12 protein-coding genes are annotated in these 13,277 nt (G+C 72.5%); 6 read left to right on the forward strand and 6 right to left on the reverse strand.

What is annotated here, in order from left to right; translation table 11 throughout:
- Positions 1-6 precede the first annotated feature (6 nt).
- From soxR to ACYVOO_RS34610, 5 genes are all read left to right on the forward strand, one after another.
- Positions 7-483 carry a redox-sensitive transcriptional activator SoxR gene (gene soxR, locus ACYVOO_RS34590; RefSeq protein ID WP_453345472.1) on the forward strand — a complete coding sequence of 159 codons (477 nt, stop codon included), beginning with the start codon at positions 7-9 and terminating at the stop codon, positions 481-483.
- Positions 484-501: 18 nt separating this feature from the next.
- A complete protein-coding gene (locus ACYVOO_RS34595; RefSeq protein WP_461019682.1) occupies positions 502-774 on the forward strand; it encodes a hypothetical protein in 273 nt (90 codons plus the stop codon).
- 191 nt (positions 775-965) lie between these two features.
- On the forward strand, positions 966-2,165 hold the full coding sequence (locus ACYVOO_RS34600; protein WP_461019683.1) for a chitinase: 1,200 nt from the start codon (positions 966-968) through the stop codon (positions 2,163-2,165).
- 35 nt (positions 2,166-2,200) lie between these two features.
- Positions 2,201-3,085: a protein kinase domain-containing protein gene (locus ACYVOO_RS34605; protein ID WP_461019684.1), complete on the forward strand. Its 885-nt coding sequence runs from the start codon at positions 2,201-2,203 to the stop codon at positions 3,083-3,085.
- Between the two features lie 265 nt (positions 3,086-3,350).
- A complete protein-coding gene (locus ACYVOO_RS34610) occupies positions 3,351-4,496 on the forward strand; it encodes a C40 family peptidase (protein ID WP_461019685.1) in 1,146 nt (381 codons plus the stop codon).
- A 35-nt stretch (positions 4,497-4,531) separates the two neighbouring features.
- Here the strand turns inward: ACYVOO_RS34610 and ACYVOO_RS34615 are convergent, their stop codons facing one another.
- The 6 genes from ACYVOO_RS34615 to ACYVOO_RS34640 form a co-directional block, all read right to left on the reverse strand.
- Complete coding sequence (locus ACYVOO_RS34615; protein ID WP_461019686.1) at positions 4,532-5,770, reverse strand: RNA-guided endonuclease InsQ/TnpB family protein; 1,239 nt, start codon at positions 5,768-5,770, stop codon at positions 4,532-4,534.
- A gap of 377 nt (positions 5,771-6,147) precedes the next feature.
- The gene (locus tag ACYVOO_RS34620) at positions 6,148-7,404 is read right to left on the reverse strand and encodes a styrene monooxygenase/indole monooxygenase family protein (protein ID WP_461019687.1); all 1,257 of its coding nucleotides are present in this window, start codon (positions 7,402-7,404) and stop codon (positions 6,148-6,150) included.
- A gap of 63 nt (positions 7,405-7,467) precedes the next feature.
- Positions 7,468-8,061 carry a GTP-binding protein gene (locus tag ACYVOO_RS34625; RefSeq protein ID WP_461019688.1) on the reverse strand — a complete coding sequence of 198 codons (594 nt, stop codon included), beginning with the start codon at positions 8,059-8,061 and terminating at the stop codon, positions 7,468-7,470.
- 19 nt (positions 8,062-8,080) lie between these two features.
- On the reverse strand, positions 8,081-8,506 hold the full coding sequence (locus ACYVOO_RS34630; protein ID WP_453345465.1) for a DUF742 domain-containing protein: 426 nt from the start codon (positions 8,504-8,506) through the stop codon (positions 8,081-8,083).
- Complete coding sequence (locus tag ACYVOO_RS34635) at positions 8,503-9,072, reverse strand: roadblock/LC7 domain-containing protein (RefSeq protein ID WP_461019689.1); 570 nt, start codon at positions 9,070-9,072, stop codon at positions 8,503-8,505. Before ACYVOO_RS34635 ends, ACYVOO_RS34630 begins: the two co-directional genes overlap by 4 nt.
- On the reverse strand, positions 9,069-11,990 hold the full coding sequence (locus ACYVOO_RS34640) for a sensor histidine kinase (protein WP_461019690.1): 2,922 nt from the start codon (positions 11,988-11,990) through the stop codon (positions 9,069-9,071). The genes ACYVOO_RS34635 and ACYVOO_RS34640 overlap by 4 nt, the downstream gene beginning before the upstream one ends.
- 422 nt (positions 11,991-12,412) lie before the next feature.
- Here ACYVOO_RS34640 and ACYVOO_RS34645 point away from each other — a divergent pair, with 422 nt between their 5' ends.
- A complete protein-coding gene (locus tag ACYVOO_RS34645; RefSeq protein ID WP_461019691.1) occupies positions 12,413-13,252 on the forward strand; it encodes a protein phosphatase 2C domain-containing protein in 840 nt (279 codons plus the stop codon).
- The last annotated feature ends 25 nt before the right edge of the window (positions 13,253-13,277 follow it).

Consider the following 13,277-nt stretch of genomic DNA (forward strand, 5'->3'; position numbering starts at 1 on the left):
ACCCGCATGTCCACACACCTGTCCTGGAAGGCCAAGGAAGCCACCGTCGGCGAGCTGGCCGAGCGTGCCGGTGTCGCCACTTCGGCGCTGCGGTTCTACGAGCGCGAGGGCCTGATCCACAGCCGCCGCACCTCGGGCAACCAGCGGCGCTACAGCCGTGACACGCTGCGCCGCGTCGCCTTCATCCGGGCCTCCCAGCGCCTGGGCATGCCGCTGTCAGCGATCCGGGGCGCGCTGAGCGTGCTGCCCGAGGGCCGTACGCCCAACCGCGAGGACTGGGCGCGGGTCTCGGAGTGCTGGCGGGAGGACCTGGACCAGCGGATCAAGCTGATGACCCAGTTGCGCGACCACCTCAGCGACTGCATCGGCTGCGGCTGCCTCTCGCTGGACCGCTGTGTGCTGGCCAACCCGTACGACCAGCTCGGCGACGAGGGCCCGGGTGCCCGCAGGCTGGCGCAGCCCAGCGGCCCGGACGCGGACTGAGCGGGGCGGGCGGCCACGGTGCGCAGCGAGGAGACCGCGTTCGTCGGCGGACCGCTGGACGGGCGCGTACTGCCGGTCCTGCTGGGCGCCACGGGGCGCCCGCCGAAGACCTACGAGGTACCGGTGCCCCGCGAGGACGGCGAGGGCACGGCGACGGTGCACGTCTACCGGCTGGAGCCCGCGGGGACGACCCAGCGACTGGGCCTGCCGCGGGGATGGAGGTACGTGTACGACCCGGAAGGGCTGCCGCGCGGCGGCCCGAAGTGGCCGTGGCGGCGCCGTCGGCCCTGACCCGGAGGCCACCAACCCCCCTTCTGGTCCGGACCATTGACATTACTGGTCTAGTCCTGTTTGCTCCGTGCGCAAGGGGCGCCGCCCGGGATGCCTCCCCCGGCACCACCACGACTTCCGGCCGGCGCCCTCTCCAGTTCGACGCGAGACCCGTACGCCCCACGTACCGCCGTCGACCGAGGAGCGACCCCATGCGCCCCCACCGCACCCGCATCCGCACCCGCACTCGCACCCACCCCCGGCCAGGCTCGCGAGCGCGCGTCCCACGTCCCCGCGGACGCGCGCTCGCGTCTCTCGCGGCCGGGCTCGCCGCCGTCGCGCTGCTCGCGGGCGGCGCCCACGCCACAGACACGGGCACGACCACCGCCGCCGCCCTCCCCCAGCACGCCCTCGTCGGCTATCTGCACACCAGCTTCGCCAACGGCTCCGGCTACACCCGCCTCGCCGACGTCCCCGACGACTGGGACGTCATCCAACTGGCCTTCGGCGAACCCACCTCCACCACCTCGGGGGACATCCGCTTCGCGCTCTGCCCCGCCACGGAGTGCCCCGGCGTCGAGACGGAGGCCGAGTTCAAGGCGGCCGTGGCGGCGAAGCAGGCTGCGGGCAAGAAGGTGCTGCTGTCCATCGGCGGCCAGAACGGGCAGGTCCGGCTCACCACGGCGGCGGCCCGCGACACGTTCGTCTCCTCCGTCGGCGCGATCATCGACCGCTACGGGCTCGACGGAGTGGACATCGACTTCGAGGGCCACAGCCTCTCCCTCGACAAGGGCGACACGGACTTCAGGAACCCGACCACCCCCGTCGTCGTCCACCTCATCTCCGCGCTCAAGTCGCTGAAGGCGAGGTACGGCCAGGACTTCACGCTGACGATGGCCCCCGAGACGTTCTTCGTGCAGCTCGGCCACCAGTTCTACGGCTCGGGCCCCTGGGGCGGCCAGGACCCCCGCGCGGGCGCCTATCTGCCCGTCATCCACGCCCTGCGCGACGACCTCACGCTGCTGCACGTCCAGGACTACAACTCCGGGCCGATCATGGGACTCGACGGCCAGTACCACACCATGGGCACGGCCGACTTCCACATCGCCATGACCGACATGCTGCTGGCGGGCTTCCCCGTGGCCGGCGACGCGAACAACGTCTTCCCCGCGCTCAAGCCCTCGCAGGTCGCCATCGGCCTGCCCGCCAGCACCTACGCGGGCAACGGGCACACCCCGCCCGCCGAGGTGAACAAGGCCCTCGACTGCCTCCACAAGGGCACCGGATGCGGCACGTACGAACCGCACGGCACATGGCCTGACATGCGCGGACTTATGACGTGGTCGATCAACTGGGACCGTTTCGGGGGGTGGGAGTTTGCGAAGAACTTCGACAGTTATTACGCGCGCTGACCACCTCGGCGCCCCTTGCCCCTAGTCTGCACAGGGTGATCCATGGGTTTGCCCGTCTTGGCGGTACCGACCCCCGGCAGCTCGGCCCCTACCGGCTGCACGGGGTGCTCGGCACGGGCAGCACAGGCACCGTCTACCTCGGGCGCGGCGCCCCGCGGCGCGGCGAGCGCAAGCAGCTCGCCGCCGTGCGCGCCGTGCGGCCCGAGCTGCTGCGTGACCGCCAGTTGCGCGCCAGGCTGCGGCACGAGATGCAGACGGCGGCCTCCCTGCGCAGCAGGTACGTCGCCGCCGCGCTCGGCTGCGAGCTGGACAGCGAGCACCCCTGGATGGCGACGGAGTTCGTGCCGGGCCCGCCGCTCTCCGCCGCCGTCGCGCGGTACGGACCGCTGCCCGAGCACGCCGTGCGCGCCCTCGGCGCGGCCCTCGCGCAGGGCCTCGCCGACCTGCACGCCGTCCGCGTCGCCCACCGCGACCCGCGCCCCTGCAACGTCCTGCTCGCCGCCGACGCGCCCCGGCTCGTCGACTACAGCCTCGGTCTGGGCCGCACCGACCTCGGCCACGACGACGACCACGCCGAGGGCGGTGCGGCACGCGCCGCCGACGACATCTTCGAGCTGGGCTCGACCCTCGTCGTCGCGGCGGGCGCGCACCAGCCCTTCGCCGGGAGCATGCTGCCCTCGGCCCGCGAGGACCCCGATCTGACGGGCGTGCCCGACGGGCTGTGCCCCGCGCTGCTCGCCTGCCTGCACAAGACGCCCGAGTCCCGCCCGCTGCCCGTCCCCCTGGCCCGCGCCCTCGATCTGGAGGGCGCGGCGGAGCGCCCGGCGGCCGAGTGGCTGCCAGAGGCGTACGTCCACGAGATCGACGAGGTGGAGGACGCGGCCAAGAGCCTCGCGGGACGGCGCCTGTTCGGCAGGTGAGCCGCATCGGGCCGAGCCGCAGGTGAGGGCCCCTCGGCGGCCACGGGTGACGGTCGCGCGGAAGCGCCGACGCATCTGACGGGGCGACAGTTCTCGGGACACGCCGACGCCGCCCGGGTGACCGAAGCGCGCCCATCGGGTGACAGGTCTGCGCTGATCCGCCCCGTCGCGGCGCTGATCATATGACCGGCCGTGTCACGATCACCTCGTACGGCGATCAGCTTCCGAAGCCCGACGAAGCTCGAACCCGAGGTGAGGTGTACCGGTGTTCTTCGCACGGTCCGTCCGCACGGCCGCCGTCGCCGCGGCGACGGCGGGGGTGCTGGGGGCACTCACCGTCCAGCCCGCGACGGCGGCCCCCGCACAGCCCACACAGCCCGCCCGGCCCTCGGACCAGCCGGTGAGCGCGCTCCTCAAGGACCTCCAGACCCTCTATGTGAAGGCCGAGACCGCCTCGGAGACCTACAACGCCACCGCCGAGAAGCTGGCGAAGCAGCGCGCCAAGGCCAGGAAGACCGGCGCCCGGCTGGCCAGGGCCCGCGCCGCGCTGGCCGACGGACGCACCCGCGCCGGCCGTCTCGCCCGCCAGCAGTACCGGCGCGGCGGCACGGGGCTGCCCCCGTCCGTCCAGTTGCTGCTGGCCCGCGACCCTCAGCACGCCCTCCAGAACGGCCACCTCCTCAACCGCGCGGCGGGCGACCAGGCCGCGACCGTCGACCGGCTGACCAGCGGCGAGGCCAGATACAGCGCGCTCGCCGAGAAGGCGCGCGAGGAACTGGCGGAGCGGAAGAAGCTCGCCGCGCGCCAGAAGAGCCAGCGCGACGACGTACGCGCGCGGCTCGGCGCCGTCGAGGAGATGCTCGCCTCGCTCTCCGGTGAGCAACTGGAGGAGCTGCGCGGGCTGGAGTCGCGGCAGACGGCCGACGCACAGCGGCAACTGCTCTCCTCCGGTGTGCTGGACGGCGCCCGCGCCCCCTCCGAGGCGGGCGACCGGGCGCTGCGCTATGCCGTCGGGCAGATCGGCAAACCCTATGTCTGGGGCGCGGAGGGGCCCGACTCCTTCGACTGCTCCGGGCTCACCTCCCAGGCGTGGCAGCACGCGGAGCGCGCGATCCCGCGCACGAGCCAGGAGCAGTGGAAGCGGCTCGACCGTGTGCCGCTGAAGGAGCTGCGCCCCGGTGACCTGGTCATCTACTTCCCCGGCGCGACGCATGTGGGCATCTACGCGGGCGACGGCAAGGTGATCCAGGCCCCGCGCCCCGGCGCCCGCGTCAAGGTCTCGCCGCTCGCGTCCAACCCGCTCCTGGGCGCCGTGCGGCCCGACGCGGACGCCGCGCCGATGGCGGGGTACGTGCCGCCGGAGCTGCCCGCCGGCGCCACGGCGGGAGCGGACACGGGCAACAACGTTTGAATGCTCTCTCTCCTGGTGGGAGGGAGATTCCTGGCTCACGCTGCTCGTTCGTCCAGCGGACGGTCGAGTCTGAAGCGATCGACACCAGCCGGGTCCAGACCTGCCCGGCGGAGCATGACGTACGCGGAGTTCCTGTCTCTGGGGACGATGATTCCGCAAGCGTGGCACCGAAAGGTTCGCTCCCTGAGCGGCAGGCGGGACTTGGCTCTCGCCCCGCATGCCGCGCAGTCCATCGTGGTGTGTGCCGCAGGGATCAGACACACATGGCGCTGGTGTTTGCGGCCCATCTCGATGACCGCGCGCTTGGCCGCGCCGATCGCGGCGTCCGCGGCCTTACGGGCCATGGACGTCGAGGCGAGGAACTTCGGACGGAAGTCCTCCACCGCCAGCACATCGTGCTCCCGCACCGACGCCTTGGCCCACTTCCTGCCCGTGTCCTGGCGCTGCCGGGCGACTTTCGCATGCGCCTTGGCCGCCAGCCGCCGCGCGGCGCGGTAGCCGCGCGAGGCAGGCCTGCCCCGCTCCGGCCGCCGACGGGCCATCATCCGCTGATACCCGGCGAGCCGCGCGGCGGCCTTCCTCCCGTACTCGGGGTGGGGCAGGTCGTGGGCCTCGCTGGTCGTGACCGCCAGCTCGCGTACGCCCCAGTCGACGCCGAGCGACCGGCCGGTCCCGGGCAGCGGCTGGCTCACGGCGGGTACGACCAAGGAGGCGTACCAGTGCCCCAGGCTGTCCTGATAGATGCGCACCGAGGTCGGGTCAGCGGGCAGCGGACGTGACCACACCACCGTCAGCCGGATTCCGCCCGCCAGGTGCAAGGCGCCGTCGGCGAGGCGGAAGCCGCGCCGGGTGTAGTTCAGGCTCGGTCGCGAAGCGCGCTTGCCCTTACGGGTCTTGAAGCGCGGCAGGCCCGCCCGCTGAGTCAGGGGCAGCCGGGCGGCGAGGTCCTTGAGCGCCTTGGCCCGGGAGCGGCCAAAATCCCGGATGATCTGCTGCTGCGGCACACACGATCCGTCCGCCAGCCACGGCGTCGTCTTGCGCGCCCGGGTGAGCAGCCGATCCAGTTCGGCCGGACCGCAGGTCCGCTTGTCCCCGGGGTGCGCCCGGTTGTGGGCGTGGACAGCCTGTGAGCGGGCCACACACTCATTCCACACCCACCGACACCGTGCCCACTCCCCCTCCAACTCCCGCTCCGCAGCGGCTGGAACGCGCAGCCGGTACACGAAGCGGGCCCTGCCGGTCTTCTCACCGTCGTTCCGACTTCGCTTCCCCATCCGTACCGCACCCCCCCTTGCGCGCGTCGGGTCACCCGGCACGCTGCCACCAGCACCTCCACCGGACCTGAACCGATCAGCACAGTAGTACGAACACCGGATCAACGACCGACCGACCACAGCCAATCACCCCCACCAGCGACCCCGTGGACAACTGTTCGCCTTTTTGCCTGGCTCCGCCGGGGCGACATCATGGGCGCTCCGCGCCCTGCCTGCGGCCTGCTGCTGCGACACTCCGCGTCGCAAGCACCGGAGTCGCCCCCTCCCCGGCGTGAACGACGGGACATCCTCACCAGAAGCAGATGAGAGGCGCCGGGCCCTGTGCCGGGGCCGTCCGCGTACGGGACGGCCCCGCGCGCACGCTCAGCGCAGCCCGTTCAGGAAGCGGTGAAGCGGCCCAGGTAGGCGTCGGCCTTGTCCGGCTCGTAGAACCACTCCTCGAAGTCGGAGGGGTCGTTGAAGCCGTTGGCGAAACGGTCCGCCACCGGCTGGAGCTGACCGGCCGCGCCGATGAGGTTCAGCACGTGCTCGGGCGGCGGCGCCAGCATCGCGTTCGTCCACTTGGTGACGTGCTGCGCGGTGGCCCAGTAGCGGTCGAACGCCGCCCGCATCCACTCCTCGTCGAACGGCTCGTCCCCGCGCTCCAGGATCGAGGCGAGGTAGGAGGCGGCGCACTTGGAGGCCGAGTTGGAGCCCTGGCCCGTGATGGGGTCGTTGGCGACGACGACGTCGGCCACGCCCAGCACCGTGCCCCCGCTGGGCAGCCGCCCCACGGGCTTGCGGACGGTGGGCGCGTAGCGCCCGGCGAGCGTGCCGCCCGCGTCCGTCAGCTCGACGTTCGTGGCCCGCGCGTACTCCCAGGGCGTGAAGCGCTCCATCAGCTCCAGCGTCGTGGCGAGGTGCTCGTCGGGGTCCTTGATGCCCTGGAACGCGTCCAGGGGGCCGCCGGGGATGCCCTCCCAGAAGAGGATGTCGCAGCGGCCCGAGGTCGTCAGCGACGGCATCACGAACAGTTCGCCGACACCGGGCACCAGGTTGCAGCGCACGGCCTCGGTACCGGGGTGCTCGGGGCGCGGGTCCAGACCGTGCACGTAGGAGACGGCGAGGGCGCGCTGCGGCGCGTCGTACGGGGAGCGTGCCGCGTCCCGCTCGAACATCGAGACCAGCTCGCCCTTGCCTGCCGCGACGAGCACGAGGTCGTACTTGCGGGCGAAGAAGTCCAGGTCGGAGACGGCGGCGCCGTGGATGACGAGCTGGCCGCCGCGCTGCGCGAAGGTCTCCATCCAGCCCGCCATCTTCACGCGCTGGTCGACGGACTGCGCGTAACCGTCGAGCTTGCCGAGCCAGTTGATGGCCCGCTGGGTCTCGCCGGGTCCCTCGATCGTGTCGGGCGCCGCGACGGAGACGCCGAGGCCCTCGATCTTCGGCGCCTGGCTCTCCCAGAAGTTGAGCTGCCCGTCGCGCTCGTGCTGGAGCGCCTGGTGGAACATGCACTGCGTGGACATGACCCGGCCGCCGCGTATCTCGTCAGCCGTGCGGTTGGACATCACGGTGACCTCGTAGCCGTGCGACTGGAGGCCGAGTGCGAGCTGGAGTCCGGCCTGGCCGGCTCCGACGATGAGTATCTTCCGCATGGCGGATCTCTCTTCTGTGTACGTACGTGCAGTGTCGGCACCCGGTGAGTCCGGTCAGGCGGGTCAGGCGGGCGCCACGTCCAGCGCGTGACCGACCAGTGCGAGCAGCGCCTTCTGGACCGTGTTCCGGTCACGCGCGTCCATGATCACAACAGGCGCTTCCTCGGGCACCGACAGGGCCTCCCGCACGTCGGCCGCTTCGTAGCTGGCCGTGCCCTCGAAGTGGTTGACGGCGACGACGTACGGCAGCCCGCAGCTCTCGAAGTAGTCGAGCGCGGGGAAGCAGTCCTCCAGCCGTCTGGTGTCGGCCAGCACGATCGCGCCGATCGCGCCGCGCACCAGGTCGTCCCACATGAACCAGAAGCGCTGCTGCCCCGGCGTACCGAAGAGATAGAGCACCAGATCGGGGTCGAGCGTGATCCGCCCGAAGTCCATCGCGACCGTGGTCGTGATCTTGTCAGGCGTCGAGGCGAGATCGTCCGTCTCCTCGCTCGCCTGCGTCATCAGCGCCTCGGTCTTGAGCGGCTCGATCTCCGAGACCGCCCCGACGAAGGTCGTCTTGCCGACGCCGAAGCCGCCCGCCACCACGATCTTGGTGGATATGGGCGCGCGGGTCAGGTTCTCCTGCCACTCCTGCGCCTCCTGTGAGTCCAGCACGTCTGTCGCCGTGCTCGGCTCAGAGCCTGCGAAGTCCACCCAGCACCCTCTCCAGCAGCGCGCGGTCGGGACGCTCGGTCCCGTGCCCGGTGCCGTATACGCGGATACGTCCTTGGTCGGCGAGGTCGCTGAGCAGTACCCGCACCACGCCCAGCGGCATCTTGAGCAGGGCCGCGATCTCCGCGACCGAACGCATCCGGCGGCAGATCTCGACAATGGCCTGCATCTCGGGCATGACGCGGTCGCGCAGCCCGCCCGAGGTCAGTTCCGGCCGCTCCGGCGGCGCCTCGATCGCCGCGACGAAGGTCTCGACGAGCAGCACGTGCCCGAACCGGGTACGGCCGCCGGTGAGCGCGTAGGGGCGCACCCGTTTCGCCTTGCCGGAGTCGGGTCGCCGCACCGGCAAGGGCGCGGGACCGGGGTAGGGGGAGGCAGCAGAGGTCACTGATCCAGCTCCATCGACTTGCGCAGTTCTGTGCGGAGTTCGGGGGTGAGGACGTGTCCGGCCCGGCCGACGAAGAGCGCCATGTGGTAGGCGATGACGCTCATGTCGCAGTCCGACGTGGCGTGCACGCCGAGCAGGGAACCGTCGCTGACCGCCATGACGAAGACGGAGCCCTCGTCCATGGTGATCATCGTCTGCTTGACGTCTCCGCCGTCCATCAGCTTGGCGGCGCCGAGCGTCAGCGCGCCGACGCCCGAGACGATGGTCGCGAGATCGGCGCTGGAGCCCTTGGGTCCGCTTCCGCCTGAGCCCGCGCCGGGGCCTTGCGGGCCGTTCCCGGTGTCGGCCCCCGTGTCCGCGCCTGTGCCCGTGCCATCGGAGCCGTTCCCGCCGTCCGCTCCGGACGGCTCGGCCGCTTCCGGATCGGAGGACAGCAGGAGCAGTCCGTCGGACGACACCACGGCGACGGACCGGATGCCCGGCACCTCGTCGACCAGGTTGTCCAGCAGCCAGCGCAGATTACGCGCTTCGATACTGCTGGTCGTACGCGTGGTGGACGCGTTCACTTGCGTGCCTCCTCGGCAGTACCACCGTCAATCTGCGCCCCCGATTGATCCTTCACGTACTGCTCAGCGTCGGCTTCCGCTTCCGCGTCACGCCGACCGTGCTGCGACCCCTGCTGGAAACCTCCCAGACGGCGCCGCAGCTCCTCCGCGTTCGCGCCTCCCTTACGGGCCCTTGCGGGCCCGGGCTGGGCTGCGACGTTTCGCGGGGTGCGCTTGGGCAGGCCCTTGCCGGTGAGCTTCGGGCCCTGCGCGTCGTTCTCCTCGCCCTCGGGGCGAGCGGTTCCGACGGATTCCGCTTCGGCCTCCGCCGGGGCGGGGTCCGCCGTTCCGGGTGCCGTTGCCCCGGTCGTCGCGGGAGCCGCGTCGCCGAGCGCGCGGGTGTGCTCACGGGCGCTGGGCACGCCCTCCTCGTTGACCTCGCCGAGACGGGCGACCGCCGCCTGCGCCCGCTGGATGCTGCGCTCGGCGGCCTCGATGAGCGGATCGGCGGGGGCGGTGGCGTCAGCGTCGGCGTCCACGCCCGTGTCCGCGTCCACATCCGCGTCCACATCCGCGTCCGCCGTGTGCGCGTGTGCTGCTGCGGCGTCCGGCCCGGCGGTCTCCGGCGCTCCCGTCGCCCCCTGCGCTTCCGGCTCCTCCGGAGCGCTCGGGGCGCCCGGGGCGCTCGGGGCCGCGGGCGAGGCGTCGTCCGCCTCCCCCGTGCGACGGTGCGCGGGACGGCGCCTGGGCAGCGCGTTGGAGTTGGCCTCGGCGACAGAGCCGGGCAGCGAGGTGGCCGTACCCGTCGTGGTCCGCGTGGCCCCTGACGGCGCCGCGCTCGGTGCCGGACGGTCGGGGAGCAGCGCGCGGGGCACGACGACGACGGCGGTGACGCCGCCCTGCTTGTGCCTGCGCAACTGCACCCGCAGCCCGTGCCGCGCGGCCAGCCTGGCCACCACGTACAGGCCCATGCCCAGACCGCCGGGCTCCGCCGACTCGTCGGGAGCCGGGGGCTCCTGCGTACCGGGGTCGACGAGCCGCAGGTTCAGCTCGGCCAGCCGCTCCTCGGCGACGCCGATGCCCCCGTCCTCGACGGAGAGCATGATCTCGCCGTTCTCCAGCAGCCAGCCCGAGAGCCGCACCTCGGACTCGGGCGCCGAGAAGGACGTGGCGTTGTCGAGCAGTTCGGCGAGCAGGTGGCTGAGGTCGTCGGCGGCGAAGCCCGAGAGCTGGGCGTGCGGCGGGAGGGTGCCCAGCTCGACGCGTTCGTAGCGCTCTATCTCGCTGATCGCGGCCCGCAGCACGTCCAGCAGCGGCACCGGGCTGCTGTGGTGGCTGCCCGTGTGCTCGGCGCCCGCGAGCAGCAGCAGGTTCTCGCTGTGCCGCCGCATCCGGGTCGCCAGGTGGTCGAGCTTGAAGAGGGTGCCGAGCCGGTCCGGGTCGGTCTCCTTCTCCTCCAGGCCCTCGATGACCCCGAGCTGACGCTCGACCAGGCCCAGGGTGCGCAGCGCGAGGTTGACGAAGGTGCCGTGGGCCGCCCCCGACATGGCGTCGAGGCGCTCCTTGAGCTTCTCGTACTCGCGGCGCAGCTGGTCCCGCTCGCCGGTCAGGTCGTCCTTGGTGCCCATCAGATAGGCGTTGTCGGCCTCGGCCTCGGTGGCCCGCTCCTGGAGCGCGGCGGCCGTCGCGCGCAGCTCGTTCAGCGCGCGGACGACGTCGGCGAACTCGTCGTCCTTCCCGGTGAACTCCACCGGCTCCTCGCCCGCCGGGTCGCCCGCGAGCCGCTGCGAGCCGCGCCGCAGCACGGACAGCGGCCTGGCCATCGAGCGCGCCGCCTGCACGCTGATGCCGACGGCGACCAGCAGACAGACCCCGACGAGGGCGATCCTCAGCTCCAGCGCCGTCACATCGTCGTCGCGCAGCTTCTCCAGCCGCTTGACCTCGTGCGCGGCGAAGGACGCCTGGACGCCGCGCATGCGGTCGATGCGCGCGGAGAGCGTGGTCTCGATCCGCTCGCGGTTCATGGCGCGGTCGGAGATGTCGATGTACGGGCGGTCGGTGAGCTTCGTCAGATAGCGCTCCGCGAGGGTGACGTCCGTGCCGGTGACGGTCTGGTCGAAGGTGTCGCGCGCCGAGGTGCCCGCCGTCTGGTCGAAGTCGGCGAGCGCGGCCTGCTCGCGCACGTTGGCGCGCTGTGCCTCCGAGGCCAGCGCGCGCTGGCTGCCGGTGCCCGCGAGCGCGCCGCGCAGCAGGCCCCGTACGGCCGACGCCTGTTCCACCGCGCGCGCGAGGTCGGGGAGGGAGTCGGCGGTGGCGTTCTCGGCGCGGCCCGGCAGGCCGCGCGCGACGCTCTGCGAGACGGCGTGCAGCGCCTGGATGGTCCCGGTGTAGTCGTCGTACGCGTCCCGCGCGCTGCCCCGTCCGGCTATGGCCTGCTGACGGGTCTTCGGGAGCGCGCGCAACTGCTGCTTCAGCTCCGAGGGCGCGAGCGAGGAGGCCCGCACCTCCGAGATCTGACGGTCCACGCGCGCCCGCTGTGCCTCGCTGACCCCGGCGCCGCCCTCGCTGGTGCGCCCGGCGGCGATGTACTCGACCATGTCGTCGCGCTCGTCGGCCAGCGAGTGGGAGAGCGCGATCGACTGCTGGTTGAGGCCCGCGAGATCGACCAGCGCCTGCGAGTCGTGGACGTCGTCGGAGGCGCTGAGCACGGCGGGCGCGCCGGCGGCGAGCACCGCGACGGCGCACAGCGCCACGGAGACCAGCAGCCTGTTGCGTACGCGCGCCCGGCGGCGCGCGGGCACCGCGGGAGGCGGCGGCCCGGCGAGCAGCGAGGGAGTGGTGGACGCCGTGGAGGCCGTGGGAGTGGTTGAGGTGATGGAGGTGATGGTGGTGCCCGTGGTCCGGGATTCGACCGGTTTCCGAAGTTGCTTCTTCCGCACCCGTGCTCGCAATCTCGTCCCGCCTGCCCCGGATCAAGCACTGCCGGGTGGCTCAGTCCAACCTTGTGTGGCAAGAGATCGGCCCCGCCCCGTGTACGGCATCAGACCCTTTCAGCACGAATCTGGGGTGAGTGTGGATCCTCTGCCGGGCCACCCGAAGGAGTGAACATCAATCGGGAGTTGGCGAACAACTCCGCTCCCGCGCCTCAACGCACCTGCTGAGAGCCCGGGTTGGAAATCCTGCTGAGCGCCTGGCAAGATGCCCGCCCGCAATTTCGCGGAGCAGCGTATTCCGGCCGCACCCCGGCACCGCGCGGCCCTCTGACCTGCCGGTCCGTCCCCTTCGCGGCCCCACGCGGCCGTCCGCGCGCTCCACGCCCGTACGGACGATCACCCGCGACGGGTTCCAGCAGACTGGCCGCATGCGCATCGAGATGACGAGCGAGCCCGGCGACCCCCAACGCCCCAACGAGGACTACGCGTCGGTCGCCCTGCCCGCCTCGGGAAGCGGCGGCGCACTGGTGGTCCTGGACGGGGTGACCCCGCCTCCGGAGGACTACGGCTGCACGCACGGCGTCCCCTGGTTCACGGCGCGCCTCGGGGGCGCGATGCTCGAACTGTCCGGTTCACAGCGGGATATGCCCCTGGCCGGATGCCTCGCCGAGGCCATCGCCCGTACCGCCGACGCACACAGTTCAATCTGTGACCTTTCTCACAGCAGAACGCCGCAGGCGACCGTGGTCGCCGCGCGCTGGGAAGCGGACACGGTCGAGCACCTGGTGCTCTCGGACTCGGCGCTGCTGCTGGAGCGCGCGGACGGCTCCGTCACCCCCGTGCTGGACCCCCGGCTCGGGGAACTCCCCGCCCACGTGCACGCACTGCGCGACAGGGTGCGGGCACTGGCCCCTGACACGGCCGAGCGTGCCGCGGCCTCGGAGGCGTACGTGCGCGCGGTGGAGGCCCTGCGCAACGCGCCCGACGGCACCGGCTTCCACACCGCTGCGGCCGACCCCTCCGTCGCGGCCCGCGCGGTCACGGGCACCACCCCGCGCGGCGACGTACGGGCCCTGCTCGCCCTCACCGACGGGGCGACGCGCTGGGTGGAGACCTTCAGGCTCGGCGACTGGGCGGGGCTCTTCGCGCTCGTACGGAAGGAGGGCCCGGCGGCGCTGGTGGCCCGGGTCCGCACGGCCGAGACCGCCGCGAGCGCCCCGCGCGGCAAGCGCCACGACGACGCGACGGCGCTGCTGGCCGAGCTGTGACGTCGAGCTGCGCGGAGTGGGGCCG

This window comes from Streptomyces daliensis (assembly GCF_054782395.1).